Source organism: Wolbachia endosymbiont of Muscidifurax uniraptor, assembly GCF_054149795.1.
The window spans coordinates 458,539-478,915 of the sequence record NZ_CP083727.1 but is presented as its reverse complement, the minus strand read 5'-3'; the positions used below and the strand labels follow the sequence as shown (position 1 = coordinate 478,915).

At 34.9% G+C, this 20,377-nt stretch carries 14 protein-coding genes and 1 pseudogene; 7 read left to right on the top strand and 8 right to left on the bottom strand.

Features of this window, described 5'->3' with window-relative positions:
• Nucleotides 1-4 precede the first annotated feature (4 nt).
• Nucleotides 5-439: a DUF2924 domain-containing protein gene (locus LA754_RS02485; RefSeq protein ID WP_457923685.1), complete on the top strand. Its 435-nt coding sequence runs from the start codon at nucleotides 5-7 to the stop codon at nucleotides 437-439.
• Nucleotides 433-1,920 carry a recombinase family protein gene (locus LA754_RS02480; RefSeq protein ID WP_457923684.1) on the top strand — a complete coding sequence of 496 codons (1,488 nt, stop codon included), beginning with the start codon at nucleotides 433-435 and terminating at the stop codon, nucleotides 1,918-1,920. The genes LA754_RS02485 and LA754_RS02480 overlap by 7 nt, the downstream gene beginning before the upstream one ends.
• Nucleotides 1,921-2,238: 318 nt before the next feature.
• Here the strand turns inward: LA754_RS02480 and LA754_RS02475 are convergent, their stop codons facing one another.
• On the bottom strand, nucleotides 2,239-4,185 hold the full coding sequence (locus LA754_RS02475) for an ankyrin repeat domain-containing protein (protein WP_457923683.1): 1,947 nt from the start codon (nucleotides 4,183-4,185) through the stop codon (nucleotides 2,239-2,241).
• A 498-nt stretch (nucleotides 4,186-4,683) separates the two neighbouring features.
• Between LA754_RS02475 and tnpA the strand changes: the two genes are divergently transcribed.
• Nucleotides 4,684-5,121, top strand: a complete 438-nt coding sequence (gene tnpA, locus LA754_RS02470) for an IS200/IS605 family transposase (RefSeq protein WP_006279602.1) — start codon at nucleotides 4,684-4,686, stop codon at nucleotides 5,119-5,121.
• Nucleotides 5,122-5,657: 536 nt separating this feature from the next.
• Complete coding sequence (locus LA754_RS02465) at nucleotides 5,658-6,626, top strand: IS110 family RNA-guided transposase (protein ID WP_077190114.1); 969 nt, start codon at nucleotides 5,658-5,660, stop codon at nucleotides 6,624-6,626.
• Nucleotides 6,627-7,484: 858 nt separating this feature from the next.
• Here the strand turns inward: LA754_RS02465 and LA754_RS02460 are convergent.
• The 6 genes and pseudogenes from LA754_RS02460 to LA754_RS02435 all read right to left on the bottom strand — a co-directional run.
• Nucleotides 7,485-7,730 (bottom strand): annotated as a pseudogene (locus tag LA754_RS02460) (PD-(D/E)XK nuclease family transposase); the annotation flags it as partial.
• 62 nt (nucleotides 7,731-7,792) lie between these two features.
• Nucleotides 7,793-9,622 (bottom strand): translational GTPase TypA, encoded by a 1,830-nt coding sequence (gene typA / locus LA754_RS02455; RefSeq protein WP_065094924.1) that lies wholly within the window; start codon nucleotides 9,620-9,622, stop codon nucleotides 7,793-7,795.
• Between the two features lie 105 nt (nucleotides 9,623-9,727).
• On the bottom strand, nucleotides 9,728-10,324 hold the full coding sequence (gene pyrE, locus LA754_RS02450; protein WP_006279657.1) for an orotate phosphoribosyltransferase: 597 nt from the start codon (nucleotides 10,322-10,324) through the stop codon (nucleotides 9,728-9,730).
• 3 nt (nucleotides 10,325-10,327) lie between these two features.
• Nucleotides 10,328-11,512 carry a dicarboxylate/amino acid:cation symporter gene (locus tag LA754_RS02445; protein ID WP_006279656.1) on the bottom strand — a complete coding sequence of 395 codons (1,185 nt, stop codon included), beginning with the start codon at nucleotides 11,510-11,512 and terminating at the stop codon, nucleotides 10,328-10,330.
• Nucleotides 11,513-11,710: 198 nt separating this feature from the next.
• Nucleotides 11,711-13,036, bottom strand: coding sequence for a dihydroorotase (locus LA754_RS02440; RefSeq protein WP_006279655.1), 1,326 nt, complete (start codon nucleotides 13,034-13,036; stop codon nucleotides 11,711-11,713).
• A gap of 122 nt (nucleotides 13,037-13,158) precedes the next feature.
• On the bottom strand, nucleotides 13,159-14,400 hold the full coding sequence (locus LA754_RS02435) for a hypothetical protein (protein WP_006279654.1): 1,242 nt from the start codon (nucleotides 14,398-14,400) through the stop codon (nucleotides 13,159-13,161).
• Nucleotides 14,401-14,568: 168 nt separating this feature from the next.
• Between LA754_RS02435 and LA754_RS02430 the strand changes: the two genes are divergently transcribed.
• The 3 genes from LA754_RS02430 (at nucleotide 14,569) to secF (ending at nucleotide 19,762) form a co-directional block, all read left to right on the top strand.
• Nucleotides 14,569-16,530 (top strand): heme lyase CcmF/NrfE family subunit, encoded by a 1,962-nt coding sequence (locus LA754_RS02430; protein WP_006279652.1) that lies wholly within the window; start codon nucleotides 14,569-14,571, stop codon nucleotides 16,528-16,530.
• 173 nt (nucleotides 16,531-16,703) lie between these two features.
• Complete coding sequence (locus tag LA754_RS02425) at nucleotides 16,704-18,686, top strand: hypothetical protein (RefSeq protein WP_006279650.1); 1,983 nt, start codon at nucleotides 16,704-16,706, stop codon at nucleotides 18,684-18,686.
• Between the two features lie 200 nt (nucleotides 18,687-18,886).
• Nucleotides 18,887-19,762, top strand: coding sequence for a protein translocase subunit SecF (secF, locus tag LA754_RS02420; protein ID WP_006279649.1), 876 nt, complete (start codon nucleotides 18,887-18,889; stop codon nucleotides 19,760-19,762).
• 6 nt (nucleotides 19,763-19,768) lie between these two features.
• On the opposite strand, the gene LA754_RS02415 is transcribed toward secF, so the two are convergent.
• Entirely contained in the window at nucleotides 19,769-20,284 is a 516-nt protein-coding gene (locus LA754_RS02415) for a TIGR02281 family clan AA aspartic protease (protein ID WP_006279648.1), read from the bottom strand.
• Between the last annotated feature and the right edge of the window lie 93 nt (nucleotides 20,285-20,377).

The following is a 20,377-nucleotide window of genomic DNA, read 5'->3' as shown; positions in this document are numbered from 1 at the left end:
AAACATGGAGGAAGAAATAGAAAAGAAAGTAATGAATTTAGAGAGAAAACCTTTGAATGAGCTGAGAAAAATGTGGAAGAAGGTATATGGGGAAGAAGCGCCTAGATACTCAAAGAAATATCTGATACCGAGATTAGCTTATAGAATGCAGGAAAAAGCGTATGGAGAAATGTCAAGAAAGGGGACAAAAAGACTAGAGTATCTGGCAGATCGGCTAGAGAAGGGAAAAAGAATAAGTAGCGATAAATTACCAGTAGAAGGGACAGAATTAATACTAGAGAGAGGAGAAGAGATGCATGCAGTAATGGTAACAGATAAGGGTTTAATCTACCGAGAAGAATTTTTCACGTCATTGTCAGCAGTAGCCGGAAAAATAATGGGAATGAGCTACAATGGGCCGCTTCTATTTGGAATGAGAGATAAGGAGAAAGAATGCTAAAAGAGGTAAGATGTGCGATATATACGAGAAAATCAAATGAGGATGGACTAGAGCAGAAGTTTAACAGTTTAGATGCGCAACGAGTAGCATGTGAGAAGTACGTAAAGAGCAAAGAAGGCTGGGTAGCATTGGCCAAAAGGTACGATGATGGTGGCTATTCAGGGAAAAATTTAGAAAGACCAGCAATAAAGGAATTATTTGAAGATGTTAAAGGAGGAGAAGTAGATTGTGTAGTAGTGTACACACTAGACAGACTATCAAGGGAAACAAAAGACAGCATCGAAGTAACGTCATTTTTTAGAAGGCATAGAGTAAATTTTATAGCAGTAACACAAATATTTGATAATAATACGCCAATGGGAAAGTTTGTACAAACAGTGTTATCAGGTGCAGCACAACTAGAAAGAGAGATGATAGTCGAGAGAGTAAAAAATAAAATAGCAACATCAAAGGAGCAGGGATTGTGGATGGGGGGAACTGTGCCACTTGGGTATGATGTGAAAGATAAAGAATTAATAATAAATGAAAAAGAAGCGAAAATAGTAAAACATATATTTGAGAGGTATATGGAGCTAAAATCAATGGCAGAATTGGCAAGGGAGCTAAATAGTCAAGGTTACAGAACGAAAGCAGATATCTTTAAAAAAGCGACGGTGAGAAGAATAATAACAAATCCGATATATGTGGGAAGGATAAGACATTATGACAAACAGTATGAGGGAAAGCACGATGCAATAATAGAGGAAGGAAAATGGCAAAAAGCGCAGGAATTGATAAAGAACCAACCATATAGAAAAGCAAAATATGAGGAAGCGCTACTTAGGGGAATAATTAAGTGCAAAAGCTGTGATGTAAACATGACGCTAACGTACTCAAAAAAAGAGAATAAAAGGTATCGATACTACATATGTAATAATCACTTAAGGGGGAAGAATTGTGAATCAGTAAACCGAACAGTAGTAGCCGGAGAAGTAGAAAAAGAAGTAATGAGGAAGACAGAGCAGCTATATGAAAATGGGAAAGAAAAGAGGGAAGAAAAATGGAAAAATTTAAGTTTTGGAAAGCAGAAAGAAGTAGTGAAAAAATTAATAAAGGGAGTAACGGTGAGAGAGGACGGAATAGAGGTGAGCTCAGAGGATAAGGTAGAATTTATACCAATAAAAAAGAAAGGGAACAAATGCACGGTGGTAGAACCAGAAGGAAAAACAAATAATGCGCTACTGAAAGCAGTGGTGAGAGCCCATTCGTGGAAACGGCAACTGGAGGAAGGAAAATACGAAAGTGTGAAAGAGCTGAGTGCCAAAATTAGTATAGGTACAAGACGTATACAGCAAATTTTAAGGTTGAATTATTTAGCTCCGAAGATTAAAGAAGATATAGTAAATGGGAGGCAACCGAGAGGTTTAAGGTTAATTGATTTGAGAGAAATACCGATGCTATGGAGTGAACAATTAGAGAAGTTTTACGGTTTTAATTTATAGATGTTGAGATTGATATAGAAAAGTAAGTCAATGTTACAGAATCAATTATGCGAAAATATCAACATAAATGATGAAGATTTTAGCATATCGGACACAATAGTGATGGAAAATGTATCCAATTTTAGCTGCATATTTTAATAGTAAACCTGGAGTATAAAAGGCAGCTCAGCCAATTGTATGTTCCATATCCTCATTTTGTAGCCAGCTTAAAAACAATATAAAAGAGTATTCTTAGAAGACATTGGTACGAACTCCTTAATCTATAAATTATAATAGTTTATATTTAAATAATAATCTTCAGCTTTTTAGCAAATTAATCTACCTAGAAACTTCTCTCCTAGGATCAGAAGTCCTTCTTAACTCTTCACGTTCTGTCCATTTGTTGTTAGACTCGCTTATTACTTCAGGACGCATTAATCCACCAGATCTTTCAAAATATCCCTGTTCAATAGCATAGTGGACCCAGTAGTCACCTAGCGCGCAATCATTGCCTAACTCTTCTTCGCGACCTTTGAATTTTTCTAATATTTCCTCTCTATTACTCACTTCTACTATAATTTTGTTTTTATTCTGTATGTCAGGATACAGCCTAACGTCTACATTTCCCAAACTAGTATAGAAAGTTAATACTACATCGCTGCCTTCTGTAAGATCTGTGTAATTCCTTATGCCATCTTCAGTTTTAATTTCTACTTCACTTTTACCGATCTTTACTATATTTCTTCCACACTTTACATCCCCATCTGTTAGACCTAAATCCCTTGCCCCATCTATTATCTTTACAATGTCTATTTTACTATCTTTAGAATATTCTAAGTAAAAAACGGAGTTGTCTATTCTTGCATCTTTTAGCTCGCTATTGGTTGCACTTTTTGCGATTTCAATAAACTTATGAGAACTGCTAACATAATCTATATAAGCTTTTTTTAGGTTAGTTTTATGCTCTTTAAATTCTGATGTCAGTGTGTTAGCATCAACTGTATTACCAAACACTGCCCCTTTTGATACTAATTGACATATTATACTACTAGAAACTTTAGGATTTTTTTCCAACTCACTGATTTTTTTCATCACATAATCGGTAAAAGTGTACTCATTACCTGAAAAGAAATCTTGTGAAAGAGAATAGTTTAATCGTACACCAGACTTTATAGCATCGTTTACAATCTTTTCAAGTTCAGCCATGTTTTGAGCTCGAAATACCTTATCAGAAAACTTATTTAACTTCTCCTTTTGATTTGAAGTTAAATTAACGAGTAATTTACTGGCCTGTCCTTCCTTTTGCTGACGATAAATATTTATAGCATAATCTAATGCTCCTGCTTCTAAAAATATCTTTCTTAACTCTTGAATAAGACCTTCATTGTCCCAAGAAAAACGATCAACATAAGAAAATACTTTTGATTCACCCATTCCTTGCCGAATATTTAGCACCACTTTTAGGTCTGAGTCTCTTTTATGCTTACTTAAAAACTCCTTTAAATTTTTAGTGCAGTCTGAATCGAGTACAAGTAAGTCATACAATTCTGCATTTAACTTTTTCTGTTTATCAGTTAGAAATAATTCTTCTATATTATAGCAGAGTTTATTAGTTGCTATTTGTTGTGGAGTTTTGCCCTTTCTAGTTGTTATATTAGGGTTAGCTCCTTTTAAGAGAAGAGAGTTTACATTATCGTAATGACCTTTGGCAGCAGCAAGGTATAATGGCGTTTTTCCTTTACTATCTTGTGTGTTAGGATCTGCACCTGCACCTAAAAGTAAATCTATAGCCTGATCTCCTGGGGGACGAAATCCACCAATATTTGCTCCTGCAACTCCATGCAACACTGTTGACTGAGATTCTCCTCTTTTGAGGTTAAGAATCATCTTTAAATCTCTATTGTTTTTATTCTCATCTAAAAATTCTTCAAGGGGCTCAGTATTATCAAATGAACCACAGTTAGAAGTTAAACATTTTAGAGCACTAAGTAACCTTTTATTTAATTTTTGTTGACTTGGTGTAAGGTCATGATCTAGAGCAAACCACACACAAATCTGTTCACTTAATCCAAGTTTGCTATCTATCAAAGATAATGGTTCATTATAGTTTCTAACTGATGGTAAATCTCCTGAGTACCACATATCATTCATCAGTTCATCTAATAAATGTTCTTTAGATGATAGATGTTCTATAATGGATTCATATTCAAAATCAGATGGTTCTGGTTTGGATTTTGGTTTTAGTAGATTGATGATAGATTTTACTATCCCAGTAGACTCACCCATACTTACCTCTCTAAACATAATATATTGTATGCAATATATAACATTAAATCAATAACCATAATCTTTTTACTACTCATATCGTTAAGCTCTTGTTAAGTTTTTATGGTGAGTAACAATGGAGTATGTAGATAGGTTAAAAGTTGCTTATGACTCCAAATTTGAGCTAATTTTACTGTAAATTAACATGGTTAAGACCTATATTTGATATCACTACTATAAGAGCATTATGCTTTAGAGGAGTACGGAAACTGCTGAAGTTTTTACAGTAAACCTACGTGGAGCAACTTCAGCAGAATAAACAAACACATGCCAGTATTAGTAGATAATTATTTATAAGTCAACTAACTTTTTCAAAGAATACTTTAGTAAAAGTACATGCTAGTTAGTGTTATAAAGAATTCAATTATTTACTTTCCATAAGATGGTACAAGCCTCCACCTTCTAGGTGGAGAAACTTTAGTTTGTCAATGTCATAACTGTACTTTATAAAGTATAGTTATGACGGAATATGACAAAGGAAAACACACTGTATTTTATCATAGGTACCATATAGTCTGGATTACAAAATATCGGTACAGAGTATTAACTAAGGCTATGAAGGAGAGAGTACGAACAATCATAGCAGAAGTATCTGAAGAAATGGGGATTAAGATAGAAAACGGAGTAATATCATCAGATCATTTACATTTATTCGTAGTAATACCTCCTCATATAGCTGTGAGTGATTTTGTTCAAAGAGCCAAAGGCAGGTCTTCACGCAAAGTTCAACAAGAATTTCCAGAGCTAAATAAAATGTACTGGGGAAAGCGTTTTTGGGGAAGAGGATACTTTAGTGCTACCAGCGGACATATCACAGATGAAGTCATTAATGAGTACATCAATAAACATACAGATGCACATCAGCCTCATTCTATATCTAGTATAAGATTGGAGTAGCTTTAGCTTCTCATCGCGCTTCCAGCGCTATATCCAACCTTTCGGCTCTCAGCCGATAGTGGTTGAGTCCTTCAAAAAAGGTCGTACATTTTTGAGAACAAGCAGCGTAAAAATAGGATTGTAAAAATAGAAGATTTAAATAATTTCCATAAGCTTGAGCAAAACAGTTCATATGTAAATTTAGCGAAAATGAGCCAATATAGCTGATTTTAGCGCACAGTGAAATCATTATAAAGAAAAGTTCGTATGTATCATTTGGTAGACTACTTGGATCCAAGAAAAAGAATGATGTCATGCAAGCCCCTATGATGTCATTTCAGTGCTTGACACTTGTATCTTTATGATGTGAGGCATTAGAGCTAAAATACCTCACAGGGAGGGTGAAGCTGATGCGACACTAATGCCATTAAGGCCGAGTCCCAGATTTTGCTTCCCTCCCATAGAGTTAAAGACTGAACAGTATCTTTTGGAATTATATCCCGTATTACAAGGTTAGTCTAAACTCTCAGTTTATTTATAGTCTTGGAGGCAATTTTATGCAAGTAAATGCTATTTTGGGTGTGGATATTTCAAAAAAGAAATTTGATGTTTGTTTGTTAGTGGACAGTAAAAAACGACACAAAGTCTTTCAAAATAATCAAGATGGTTTTGCAAAACTTGTAGTTTGGTGCAATGGCCATGGAGCAAATCTTACTCATTTATGTCTTGAAGCAACTAGTTGGTATGGAGAAGATTTGGCTACTTTTATGCACGATTTAGGACATAATGTCAGTATAGTAAACCCAGCCCAAATCAAAGCTTTTGGCAAAAGTGAGCTGCTCAGAAATAAGACAGATAAATCAGATGCAGCTATGATAGCTAGATTTTGTATCGCCAACAAACCTGCTCTTTGGAAGCCCATTACACCTGAAATGAGGCATTTGAGGGAGCTTTACCGTTGCATGCAATCGCTAAAAGATGATAAGGTGCAACAGACAAATCGCTTGGAAAACAAAAATATGCATTCCAGTTGCAAAGAAGCTATATCTAAAGTAATTTTGGCAATAGAGGAGCAAATTATTGTTCTCGAAAAAGAAATTAATGAGCATATAAATAACTATCCACATCTAAAAAATATGGTGGAAAACCTTAAGACTATAAAAGGTATAGGATATCTTACTGCTGTTGCTGTTGTCGCAGAAATGCCATCAGTTGATAACTTTGACAATGCTAAACAATTTACAGCTTTTGCTGGTCTAAATCCAGGACATTATCAATCGGGATCGTCAGTAAGTAAGAGAAGTTGCATATGCAAAATAGGATCTGAGCGTATTCGAAAAGCTCTTTATATGCCAGCTATAGTAGTCAAAAACCATAATAATCATTTTCAAAAGTTTTGTCAGCGTCTAGCAAGTAAAGGCAAATGTCCAAAAGTCATAGTTCTTGCGTTAATGCGAAAATTAATGCATGTCTTTTTTGGTATTCTTAAAAATAATCAACCATTTAATTGTAATTTTGTTGGATAATTTGTTTGACAGCAGAGACAGTATCTTGTATCTCAAGACCTTTGGTTTTTGTTGCTGAAAATGGTTGTATTATTTAAGTTATTAACAATATACAATACTAAGTTAATGTAATTTATTTGGAGATGACAGGAAAATTTATTGTAACTTTATATTCTAAATAGAATAAAGTTCTTTTGTTAGTATTGTCCTTTTTGTAAAAAATATTCCTAATTTCTTCATCATTTCTGTGGGTAAGGTCATCTGCTTCTCTACCTCAAGTGGTTAACAAAGTTTCTTGTCACGAGGGACCAAATGGAAATCTGCTCGTTTTCACGCGAATTAATGTTACAAATTCTATACATTTCGTTACAAAATGGCATTCGCTTTCTCCATTATCCTTTACCTGCATTTTCATCAGCGTTCCTTGCGGTTTGCTTGCCATATAGGCGGAAATACAGGCTTACCCTGTTCCTTCTGTCATACAACAGTGGGTTAGGTGACTTCTCTATACCGGTGATTTGCGTACATCCAGAAATGAAAAATGTCACATTACCTTTTGGTCGGAGCTTATCAGCATCTTTAGCTCTTTAATCGTTACGATACTTATGAAGCTTCACTTACGTTCACCATACCACTAAGCCTAGCTCTCCAACCACATGATGCTTGTAGTTTATGCTCCTTTCACGATTGAGCATCTTCTTTTTCAAGAGGAGGTTCATTGTCCGCATCGCTTGGCACCAACCGGTTACCCGATTCGCATTGATGCGTAGACTCAGATGGCAAAACATCTGATTTAATAAGTTTTAGAACTCTTTTAGTTTCTTTCTGAAGGAATTCCTCTCCTTTTAAACAATATGACCGAAGACTTTCAGGTCGCACCATTTCAATAATTAGCTGGGTTCCAGCAGAATCAGTACAGAAAACATCAACAATACTTTGTTTTTTAGAGGCAATCTCAGCATCCATGATAGTGCTGAGAAATTCTATTTCTTCTATTTCATCTTTGCCAGCGAAGCCCAATATATCATTGAGAAAGTGAATGAGAATATCTTTATTTTTCTCAGTGCCAAATATTCTCTTGAACGCGAAATTGTTTTTTGGATCGAGAAATTTCGAAAAGGCCATAATTAAATACAATTAGGAGACGAATAATTATACACTATTTTTCGCAAATGTTCAACCTCTGATTACTCCTTATTCTTTGCCCTTCCTGCACGCTTACGTTCATTTGGATCAAGGAATTTCTTGCGTAAACGTATAGATTTTGGAGTTACCTCCACCAATTCATCATCATCTATATACGCTATCATATCCTCCAGTGTCATTATCTTTGGTGGAGTGAGCTTTATAGCTTCATCACTACCTGAAGCTCTTACGTTTGTTAATTGCTTACCCTTTAACACATTTATCTCCAAATCATTGTCACGGCTATGCTGGCCGACAACCATGCCACAATATACCTTATCCTGTGGCTTAATAAACATAATTCCCCTGTCTTGCAAATTGAAAATTGCATATGCCACAGCCTCACCCTTATCTGTAGAAATTAAAACTCCATTGCGCCTTCCAGAAATTGGACCTCTATGTGGAGCATAACTGTGAAATAAACGGTTAATTATGCCTGTGCCACGAGAATCAGTTAAAAACTCTCCTTGATAACCGATTAATCCTCTTGATGGCACTAAAAACGTTAATCTTGTCCTGCCATTACCAGAAGGTCTCATGTCAGTTACTTCACCTTTACGGAAGCTGAGTTTTTCCATGATGATTCCACTATATTCATCATCTACATCAATTACTACTTCCTCTATAGGTTCAAGTTTTTTGCCATCTTCTTCCTTAAATAGCACTCGAGGGCGTGATACCGAAAGCTCAAAACCTTCTCTCCTCATATTTTCAATTAACACCCCAAGCTGTAGCTCACCACGTCCACCTACTTCAAACGCTTCACCGCTTGGTGCTAAAGTCACAGTAATTGCAACATTTGTTTCTGCCTCCGCGTATAAGCGATCCTTTATAGCAGTTGAGGTAAGCTTTGTACCTTCTTGCCCAGCAAAAGGTGAATCATTAACACTCAGAGTAATCGCCATTGTTGGCGGATCAACTGGAGTTGAGCTTACTGCAGTTGTAACCTCTGGTGCTGCTATAGTGTCTGAAACTGAAGCTTCCTCAAGCCCTGCAATTGCAATTATGTCTCCTGCCACAGCTTGTTCTACTGGAATGCGTTTCAAGCCAGAAAATGAGAGCAACTTAGTTAATCTTCCTCGTTCAATTACTTTGCCATCGAGGTCAAGCACCTTAAGATCTGAATTGACTTTTGCAATGCCCTGATAAACCTTTCCTGTTAATATTCTGCCAAGAAACTTATCAGACTCAAGTAGAGTGACCAACATAGCAAAAGGTGCATTTTGATTATAAACAGAAGGTTTTATATAATCTATAACCGTTGAAAATAATGGGCTTAAATCTTTTCTTTCATCAGAAAGCTCCTTAGCACACCAGCCATTTCTACCTGAAGCATACAACACTGGAAAATCTAGCTGCTCGTTGGTTGCATCAAGGTTAAAAAATAACTCATATATTTCATTTAATACTTCATCAATTCTGCTGTCTGGTCGATCGACCTTATTGATTATCACAATTGGCTTCAAATTTGCTTTTAGTGCTTTTGAGAGCACAAATTTTGTTTGTGGCATGGGACCTTCTGCAGCATCAACCAGCAGCAACACGCCGTCTGCCATGCACAATACCCTTTCTACTTCTCCACCAAAGTCTGCGTGCCCTGGCGTATCAATAATATTGATTTTTTCATCACCCCACATTATTGATGTGCATTTTGCAAGTATTGTAATCCCGCGCTCACGTTCTTGGTCGCCACTATCCATCACTCGTTCTTGAACTTCTTGATTCTCGCGGAATGTGCCACTTTGTTTTAACATGTTATCAAGTAAAGTAGTTTTACCGTGGTCAACGTGTGCGATTATTGCTATATTTCGGATCGATTTAAATTCGTTCATTTTCTATCATTTCAAAATTAATTTAGTAATAAGTATACATAAAATACACTTGGAGTAAATAACTAAAGCTGTGTATAAATGCTGTGTTTCCAAGATATTATAGGATTACTTTGTTAAATATTCCCTACTCCCAGGTTTTGTTATGGGTAGTTGTTTTAATTCACTTGGAAGTTCTTCCTCGCTGTAGTTTTTGATGTTCAGTTCAATCAAAGATATGACAGGAAAAGGCAGTTTCGTTTCACTATTTCTCTTTATCAAAGAAGCTTCAGCAACAACTTTACCTCCTTCCCCTTCTGCACATTCCACTGCTTCAAGTGAAGATTTACCTGTGGTTATTACATCTTCAATGAGCAATATTTTCTCACCCTTTTTGATCTTAAATCCACGGCGTAATTCAAACTTACCATTAACGCGCTCGCAAAACATTGTCTTTATTCCAAGCTGCCTGCCAATCTCATAACCCACAATTATTCCACCAATTGCAGGAGATAATATTAAATCTATGGAGCTATTTAATTCTTTTTTTATTTTATCTGCTAATAATGCGCAAACTTTCATGGCTCTGCTTGGATTTTCAAAAATCTTCGCACACTGTATGTATGTGTCACTATGCAGCCCGGATGATAAAACAAAATGCCCATGCAAAATTGCTTCTGCTTCTTTAAATTCTTTTATTATTAGGTTATTTTCGTCTAATATCATTTTTTAAGTTTCACTATTACATTCTTTATTAATTATCTGAGTGATACAAACATCAGACCACACATTTATTGCAGTTTCAAACATATCGATGATTGTATAAATAGGCAAAATCAGTCCCATAATATGCAGAGGAACATTCATCGACATGAGATAACTGGTTGCCATAAAATAGCACCCCATCGGCACTCCAGCGTTACCAATTGCAGCCCCTGTAGCTAAAAAAATCCATATCAACATTTCGCTTAAGGAAAATACGTATCCGTTCATTTCTGCAACAAACATTACAGTGATTAGTATAAATGCAGCACATGCATTCATGTTAATTGTTGTGCATATTGGTAAAATAAAAGACGATAATTTCTTTGGCACCTTTAGCTTGTTCTGCACACATTCTATAGTTGTTGGCAATGTTGCACTGGATGATTTAGAAAAAAACGCAAGTGTGAGTGCTGGCATAACCCCTTTCAGCGTTTGAATTGGTGATATGCCTTTATACCACATAAATAGCGGTAAAATCAGAAATGCCTGCACAAAATTTGCAGACATTATGCAAACAAAATACCATAAAAGATTGTAGAACTCACTACCGCCTTTTAATTCATGCAAAAAACAAGTAATAAAAGACCAAACAGCAAGCGGAATAAATTTTAATAACCCTTGAGCAATTTTAAGTAGCGTATCAAAAAGTGCAGAGAATACTTGATATAATATATCCTGCTTTTCTTTTGAAAGTGAAACAATAGCTCCACCCATCAAAAAAGCGATTAATATGCTACCGATCATATTATTTTCAAGAAAAACTTGCACAAAATTAGAAGGAATGAGTGATTTTAAATATGAAAAATAACTGTGGTTATTGCTGTTAATACTCCCCATTGTATTACTTATGAAATTTTTTCTTGCTGGATCTATTAACAAATAAAACGATAATGCAACAAACGCAGCTATAATAGTTGTAAGCAGAGTATAAAATAGTGTTTTCTTAACTAAGACTTTGATTTCAATTGAGTCTTTGAGCCCGGAAATTGTGGAAACTATGGATAAAAAAACCAGAGGTAAGCTTATTAATTTGAGCAAGCTGATAAAGATATCACTAAATAGCTTTGCTATTTCAAATATGATTTCATTGTTTAGGTAGTAAGCAACTATTGCAAGCAGTATAGAAAAAAGTATTGCAAACTTGTGCATTGAAAATAAAACTTCAAAGTAACATTATACAATAATTTTGCTGTTTTGGAATCAGATTGATAGACAAAATAACTTTACAGATTAGGGAAAGATAAGAGGATGTGTTTATTCGGAGACAGTGTAAGATTTCTTAATTTAAATTTAGGTGCACTTAGCCCATTCTGGTGATAACAAATTGGAATAGATAAGATATGATAACTAACTCTTCTGCGAGTATATAGTTTTGCCGGACACAACAGTACGTACTACGTGTCCTTTTACTTTGCGACCATCGAAAGGAGAATTCTTTGATTTACTAGCAAAGTTGTCAGTTTTAATTTCCCATTCATGATTGAGGTCAACTAAAATTAAGTCTGCAGCAAGGTTTTTTTGTATACGACCACGTGGTATGTGTGTTATATCTGCAGGCTTATATGTCAATTTTGCAAGCACATCAAGTAGACTCATTTGCCCACTGTGATAGAGTTCAAGTGAAAGGGGCAGCATTGTTTCAAGACCAACAATACCAAATGCAGCATTTTCAAGTGGTAGATCTTTAGAACTACGATCATGCGGAGCGTGATCAGTTGCAATGCAATCAATCACACCTGTCTTTAAACCTTCAACCATAGCTAAACGATCTTCTTCAGTGCGAAGCGGCGGATTCATTTTTGCAATTGCCCCATGTTGTTTTACTATATCTTCAGTCAAAGTGAAGTGATGAGGGGTTACTTCGCACGTAACATTTAATCCCAAATCTTTTGCACGTTTAATAGCATCAAGTGAATCTTTTGAAGAGACATGTAGAATATGGTAGTGCACATTTTCCATATCCTTCATTAGCAGTATATCACGATTTACCATAACCGATTCTGACGCACTCAAGATCCCCTTTACTCCCAATTCTTCAGAAATTTTACCTTCGTTGATTGCGCCACCAGCAGATAAATTTAAATCTTCTGCATGTTGAGCAATAGGGACATTCAGCATACTTGAATAAAGCAGTGCCTGTCTCATAATCATTGGGTTCATAACTGGCATGCCATCATCAGTGAACCCAACCGCACCTGCTTCCTTTAAAAGTGCCATTTCAGTCAACTTTTCTTCCGAAGTGGTGATTTTAGCGTAAAATTCAACGTTTACATGTGAAGTTTCAAGTGCTCTATATTTCAAATATTTAGCCAAAATAACGCTATCAATTGCTGGAACAGTGTTTGGCTGACAAACTACAGTTGTAACTCCCCCCGCAGCTGCAGATTTGCTGCCTGTATATATAGTTTCTTTATGTTCCTGGCCTGGTTCACGAAAATGTACGTGAATGTCAATAAGGCCTGGCATTAGAACAAGCCCTTTACAGTCTATTGTTTCATCAACTCCACTTGTTGAAAATAATGATTCACCAAAGTCAACAATTTTATCCCCTTCAGTCAATAATGAACCTTTTATATCAAGTTTAGTTTCCGGGTCGATAATACGAGCATTAGTATACGCAGTTTTATAGCCTTCCTTTTGCCCTGTTTGCAACAAATCCCAAGTTTGAGTCATTATATTTGAGTATCGATTATAAAATAAATCTAAAGTTTTTTTAATAAAACACAACCAAATTAAAACACAGACTAAGAGCTGTCTTGAATTAAAGTGCTTTCATTATCCTAAAGATTTGGTTCTTATAACCTAGTTAGCTCAGTTTTAACGTTAATGTGTGAAGCTCTGAGTTCTGTTGAAGGATTTTCCAGCTGAATATCTAGCTCATTCTGTATGTTCGATAAACAAATTAAAGCTGAATCAAAAATTTCATCACACTGCTTTGCTTCATGTATATCATCAATTATTTCCTCGAATTCTTCCACATCATCCATTTCTTGCGGCGCACTTTTTAATATCGCTTTTATTTGGTTTAAGTTTTGACGAATTTTCTCCTGATATCCAACAATTCTCTCTTGATATATATCAATCATTTTTTGACATGCGTTGCCTCTAAATGGATGTTCTTTTTTCTCTTTTATGTAAGAATTTTGAAAGTCTTTACAGTTAAGGATTGCTTCTCTATGTTTTTTTATGTCATTAATTGCGCTGATTATCGACTTATCTATTTTCTTTAAATTTTCTTCCCGTTCTTCTCTTTTAATTATACTTTTGGATTCATTTTTTATCTGGTTCATTTTGTCATACAGGTTTCTGCATCCTTTGTAAGATGCCATTGGTTGTAACATTCCTTCTTTTACACCTTTATTGTAAAAATTCTTCAACTCATCACTTGATAGTATTGTTATAGCATCTTCCCTTTTACCTTGTGATTTAGGATACTTTTTATTCAATAAACTAACATGATTTAACAAGAAATCTCTAACTAGCCCTTCTTTTTTTACTTCGGATAATCTTTCTAGTGTTTCTATATATTTCAGAGTTTCCGCAAAGAGCTGTCCACCAGAGGGAGCAAATCCTTGAAGTGATTTACTCTGTGCTTTACAAAAATCGGTTTGTAAAAAATCTTCAGCTTGTTTTTTTATTACTGAAAGTTCATTAAAGGCTTTTTCTGGATTGATTTTTCTCAAAATACTAATAGCTTTTCTAATCGCTTTTTCTCTCTTTTTATTATCTTGCTTTTCATTTAATATGAGATGTTCAGTTTTGGTAAAAGCATTACCTTGATCACTCTTTGCAATGTTACAAACGATGTTTTTTACAACTTCTTCGGTTGCTGCATAATCTATTTCTTTTGCAAAGCAGTCAACAAATGATTGCCAAACTTTTTTATTAACAAGTTTACTTGTCTTATTTTCAAAATCTTCTATATCTTTGAATCCTAAAATAGTATAGAGATTTTTTTCGATTATTGGTTCGGCATGTTGTTTTGCCACTTTACCTTTTATATTGAATGGAAATTTACTAATCTTAGTTGTACCCACAATGTTACCTCAATATTAACGCTATCTATAAAAGTATAAAGATTTAATATTTAATTTTTAATTAATACTAGCACAGCTAACTACGGGAGCATTATGCTAGCATCAATTAACACTTTAACTTCTTACTTGTCATCAGTAATATTGTTTATATAAAAACTATAATTTTTTATGCCTGAACTTGGGAATATATTGCTATTGCTAGCCTGCTTATTGTCTTTGACATATTTGTTTTTACCGCTTAGTTCTTGTCGGTTTATTACCACTGCCATATTTTTTTGTGTATCAGCGTCAATGGCTATTTTGATCTACTGCCACATTACAAATGATTTTTCACTTGAAAACGTATACTACCACTCACACACAACAAAACCTTTGATCTACAAGATTTGTGGTGTTTGGGGAAATAAAGAAGGGTCCATGTTGCTTTGGGCATTAGTGCTTACCTTTTACCTATTTCTGATGGATATTTTTACTGATAACGACAGTAAATTGAAGAAAGTATCCTTGATCACCCAAGGCTTGATTTGCTTTTGTTTTTTACTGTTCACTTTACTTGAATCCAGCCCCTTCACTAAAATGCCAAGCGTTGAAAAAGATGGTCTTGGTTTTAATCCGATATTGCAAGATATAGGCCTTGCTATTCATCCACCGATATTATATTTGGGGTACCTTGGGTTTAGCGTTCCTTTTTCGCTCTCTATAGCTGGATTAATTGCAAAAGTTGAAGGAAATGTTTGGGCTAAAATTGTCAGGCCTTGGGTACTTATTTCTTGGTCGCTGCTCACTTTGGGCATCAGCTTGGGTAGCTGGTGGGCATATCGCGAACTTGGGTGGGGTGGATTTTGGTTTTGGGATCCAGTGGAAAACGTTTCTTTGATGCCGTGGCTAATTGCAGTAGCGCTGACACATTTGTTGCTCGTGGTACGGAATTTCAATGTTTTAAAGAACTTTGCTATTTTACTTACGCTTACAACTTTTATATTGAGTGTGACTGGAACATTTCTAGTCCGCTCAGGAATACTCACCTCAGTGCACACGTTTGCAGATGATCCAAGGTATGGACTGTATATATTAGCTCTACTTGGTGTAATTACAGTCAGTAGCTTAGTAATATTTGTAGTATTTACGAGAAAAAATCACACGTCTGCGATGTCATTCCAATGCTTGACACTGGAATCTGAAAAGAAACCTGCTACTCAAGTGACAGAGGGTAGAAGATTCTTTTCACGCCTTACGATGATGCTGATGAACAATTTATTATTCATCACTGCCTTTTTCATTGTGTTCGTTGGCACTTTATACCCTACAGTGCTCGAATATTTAACCGGTGAATTAATTTCAGTTGGAGCACCATATTACAATTCTTTATTTAATCCTATTGCACTGGCTATTCTAGCCCTCACGATAATTGGGCAATACTGCAGTTGGCAGGGAAATAGTCTATTGCCAATATTCCGTGAATATAGATTTTCATTTTGTAGTGCTGCAGCTATTTTGCCGTTTATTTTTCACATGGAGCTAATAATTGTGCTATCAATTACTATCTCCATAGCATTATTAATCTTTGTTTTAGAAGCATACAGTAAAAGAATTTGTTTATTTAAGGTAGCATTTGGTGAATCAATTTTATTAGCAAGAAAAGTTTCTAAATCCTACTATGCAATGATGGCAGCTCATGCTGGAGTGGCAATTCTAGTGCTTGGTATAGCATATTCGGTTGGTTGGCAGGAGAAAAAAGAAAATTACTTAAAAATAGGGGATAGCATAACAGTCAATAAATTTAAAGTTACTTTACGAAATATTGAGCTAATAAAAGAAAAAAATTTCCATGCAGTGAGAGGTACAATGTATATCAGGAATTTGCTGAATAATAAGATATTAGGTGAGATGACCCCTGAATATAGATTTTACCTTGCGGAAGGTCAAAAAAATGTTGAAAGCAGTATCTACCACAATTTGCTTTCTGATATTTATGTTGTAATTGGAGAGATTGATAAGAGTAAGAGCAAAATTGCAGCTAAAGTGCACTATAAACCTGGAATGTCTATAATCTGGCTTGGATCCTTTCTCATCGCTTTTGGTTCGCTCTTTGCTGCTTTTCCTTTTAGTAAACGGGCGAAGGTTGTCTAGCTGTCGTGGATTTATTAACAACGCTCCTAGGTCCAGAGTGCAATATATGAGAAATTACCGGGCTATAGATACTGATTTGCAAAGGTTAGAACCAAAGAAAGTTATATTTTTTTATTGACAGACCTATATATTACGATATTCACTAAGGGATTAGTGAGTAATGGTTATACAATATGAATGGTGGGGTATCAGGCAAGGAAAAAGTTATACGCACTGCTTTCGATTTTAAGGAGCCTTACAGCGATTGGCGTCAAATTCTTAAACGTCCTAATCAACAGTATAACCCTTCCAACTATGATTCGTCGAGCGAAATAAATGAACACGATATAGAAACTCAAAAGATTAAAGAAGGTGATGGCCATGATTCAGGTATTAGTTCCGATGATGAGGATGACCGGACAACTTATACAGCAGTACAATTAACTAATGATTCTCTTGATAGCCAAAGATATACAGGAATATATATTCCAACAACAACTGATGGTTGGGTAGGTGAAAATAATCATCAGACTGGTTTATCAGGTAATTTGCCAGACGGAAGTAATAATCCACAAATTTTTGAAAGTACTGATTCAGTAGAGCATAATTCTACCTGCAATGATCATGTAATTTGTGATTCAGGTCACAATTCTGACGATGAGGATCAGTTTAAACTGTTGTACGAAAAGGAGAAAATAGAAGCACAAAATAATCAAAAATATACAGAAAATGTATGTAATCCAACAAATGGTGGTTTGTTAGGTGAAAGTGATAATCAACAGATTTCTGAAGATACAGAAATAACTTCTGATTGTAATCCAGATGATTCAGATCCAAAAGGGAATGAGGGCTATGGTTCAGATGGTTCTTGTGAAAGTAAAGAAAATTTGACAAAGGGCGCTGGTGGTAGTAATCAGACTTTTGAAGGTGAACAGAAAAGCTCAGAATTTCCGAAAGTTGACAATTGGTTAGATAGTGATGGGAACTCAGAAGATAGTTCGGACTCAAAAAAGGGTTCGTACTATAGCTCAGGTAATTTTGATTCAATGGAGTTAACAGATGATTTGGATTCAGAAGATGATAATCCTTTTCTAAAAGACTCACTTTTTATGAAACTAAAAATGTCGTTAACTCAAAGTAAACAGGATCTGATTGATAAATGCTGTGGGGAGGTGAGAGGTATAACAGAACAAAATGAACAAAAAGATATAAAAAATACTCCAGAAAGTACTAAGTGCATAGTAGCTAAATACTTAGAAAAAGAAGTAATGTTAAATTTAAAATGTAGTTGTTGTAACAAAACTGTAACAAATACAGTATTTGAAGAAATAAAAGATCTTACTAGTGGTAGTCATATAAGTAACAGAAGTAACACTTTTGTATTTGATAACTTTCCCTATCAAAGTAAAGATAAAAACTGTAACAAAGAAAGTGAAGATCAAAACTGTAACAAAAAAAATGAAGTGTCCGAAGAGGACATTATCAAAAGCATTGTTAGTAATTTATTGTTAGAAGGTGGGAAGGTAAAACGCCATAATTTTTTCGATGGGAATGAGTTTGAGCAGATAGTTACTTGTAATGGATTTGATGATGGTCTTTCTGAGAAATGTAAGGAAATTGAAAGCAAGCTAAAAGGTTTAGCATATGAAAGTATTGTAAACAAAAGCAAGCAGACTCAAAATGTATTAGGAGTAGACAAGGATAATAGATATTTTTGTATAGAGTACTCGCAAGATAGTATTGTTGAAGTTGCAGAAATCCTAAACAATGAAAAAGCCAAAGACTTAAATTTAAGAGTTGGCATACTCAAAATTGGAGAAAGTATAGTAAGAGTTGAAAATGTAGAAGAAATAGGGGGAAAAAGAAATTACATGGATGTCTCAAAAGGTGGTATTGAAATGTCTTTTACTACTGAGGTAGGAGAGATAAGTATTTATCTAAGTCCTAGTGAGAAAGGCAGCAATAAAATAAAAGTGGAGATTGATGGGGAAAACAGAGCAAGGCTTAATGAGTTAAAAAATAGGGGAAAAAGTTTAGGGGAAAACTGTCTTTTAGGAGGAAAAAGTGTTGAGGAAGCTATAGAGCATGAAAGTTTTGAAAGATATGGCAGTGTACCTAACACTGCTATGAAGGAACCTAGCTTAGGTTGCGTTGCTAACATAGCAAGGGGGGGATAAGCTTGCAGAGATAAAATGATGGGCCAAATTGGCGGTATTTTGCTCTTGTAATGTACTTCAAAATTGCAAAGTTTGCACTAGATAGAACTTAATTGACAGACAAGAATCAACTGACAGAAAAATTTACATAGTCAAACAATCACAGAATAAACTAGTGAATTTTTTGAAAAGTATATAAAATTCAAGTTTAAGTAAATAGCATGGCACTTAGACTCATTCCAGATAACCTCAATATAAAATTTAGTAAATATAGGGATTTGACTGCATTAATTAGCATTATTCTTATCATCTTTTCAATATTCACTGTTGTGCTGCGTGGAGTGAACTTAGGCATAGACTTTGCAGGCGGAATTTTGATAGAGATAAAATCTTCAGATGAGAATCACTCTATTCTTGATGCATTAAAAGAGAATGGTTTTACAGTGCAGAGTTCAAAAGCGGGTGATAATTTAGTCATGCGTTTTAAAGATGAAGGAGATGAAGATAAAATCAAAAAGATAAAAAGCATACTAGAAGAAAAGCTGGGGAGCTCAATAAGCTATCGTAAAATAGACTATGTTGGCCCACAAATAAGCTCAACACAAATATTTGAAGGAATGTTATCCATGTTGATCGCAATTGTTGGAATATTTTTTTACGTTTGGTTTAGATTTAATTGGCAATGTGGATTCAGTGGAATAACAGCACTGATTCATGACGTGATTTTAACTGTTGGTTTTATTAGCCTAACTGGCATTGAGTTTAATATTTCATCAGTTGCAGCTCTTCTCACTGTCATTGGTTATTCAATCAATAACTCAGTAATTATATACGATCGGATTCGAGAGTATTGCAAGAGTGGTAAAAGTGGGCGGATGAGTGAGATAGTAGATGCAAGTATCAACGCTACATTATTTCGCACTATATTAACCTCGGGTACAACCCTTCTTGCTGCTCTTCCTTTGGCATTAATCTGCACAGATGCAGTGAAAGACTTCAGCTTGATCATTTTTTTTGGTATTTTGATTGGCACTTGTTCTGCAATATTTATTTCTGCTCCTATATTAACCTACAGAGCTTTGATAAGTAGATTGTAGAAGTGTTTAGTCGCGGTATAATATCAACTTATTATCTCTTATAGTGAAATGAAAATACCTTAAAAAGCTCATTCCAAGTAGTGAATGAGACATAGAATGAGTGTTAACGCTTGCCTGTACATCATTAATCAAAAAATTTCCTATTTTAACTTGAGGTATTTGAACCACTCCAGCTTTTATTTGACCTTTCGCAGTTTCATATATTTTAAAATCCTGAACATTTTGTAAGTTAATACCAACATGTAATGCGTCTTTTTGTGATAGAACAATATCGGTTGCTCCAGTATCAAGCAAAAACGTTATATTGCGATCATTGACTTGAGCCTGAATATAAAAGTGTCCATCATATGACTTCGTAAATTCAATACTTCCACTATTCTGACCGCTATTTTGAATTCTTCCTTTATATGGTAAAAAAGTACTGAGAAATCTGTCGCTTAGTTTGTCCCTTTGTGAATCAATAAGCATTGCAGTAGTGGCTATTATTAGCAACCAAATAACTAGATTTTTCACCGCGTTCATATTGTTAAAATTTGAAGCTATTAAAATAAATTTTAAAGATCAGCGTTAAAAGTTATTATTAAAAATAAGTAAATTTCATTGTTTTAGTACAAT

Bases quoted from the DNA above. Each gene is read 5' to 3' on its own strand.
- LA754_RS02480 (WP_457923684.1), top strand. From the start codon at position 433: ATGCTAAAAGAGGTAAGATGTGCGATATATACGAGAAAATCAAATGAG.
- LA754_RS02425 (WP_006279650.1), top strand. From the start codon at position 16,704: ATGAATGGTGGGGTATCAGGCAAGGAAAAAGTTATACGCACTGCTTTC.
- LA754_RS02430 (WP_006279652.1), top strand. From the start codon at position 14,569: ATGCCTGAACTTGGGAATATATTGCTATTGCTAGCCTGCTTATTGTCT.
- typA (WP_065094924.1), bottom strand. From the start codon at position 9,622: ATGAACGAATTTAAATCGATCCGAAATATAGCAATAATCGCACACGTT.
- secF (WP_006279649.1), top strand. From the start codon at position 18,887: ATGGCACTTAGACTCATTCCAGATAACCTCAATATAAAATTTAGTAAA.
- LA754_RS02445 (WP_006279656.1), bottom strand. From the start codon at position 11,512: ATGCACAAGTTTGCAATACTTTTTTCTATACTGCTTGCAATAGTTGCT.
- pyrE (WP_006279657.1), bottom strand. From the start codon at position 10,324: ATGATATTAGACGAAAATAACCTAATAATAAAAGAATTTAAAGAAGCA.
- LA754_RS02475 (WP_457923683.1), bottom strand. From the start codon at position 4,185: ATGGGTGAGTCTACTGGGATAGTAAAATCTATCATCAATCTACTAAAA.
- tnpA (WP_006279602.1), top strand. From the start codon at position 4,684: ATGACGGAATATGACAAAGGAAAACACACTGTATTTTATCATAGGTAC.
- LA754_RS02440 (WP_006279655.1), bottom strand. From the start codon at position 13,036: ATGACTCAAACTTGGGATTTGTTGCAAACAGGGCAAAAGGAAGGCTAT.
- LA754_RS02485 (WP_457923685.1), top strand. From the start codon at position 5: ATGGAGGAAGAAATAGAAAAGAAAGTAATGAATTTAGAGAGAAAACCT.
- LA754_RS02465 (WP_077190114.1), top strand. From the start codon at position 5,658: ATGCAAGTAAATGCTATTTTGGGTGTGGATATTTCAAAAAAGAAATTT.
- LA754_RS02415 (WP_006279648.1), bottom strand. From the start codon at position 20,284: ATGAACGCGGTGAAAAATCTAGTTATTTGGTTGCTAATAATAGCCACT.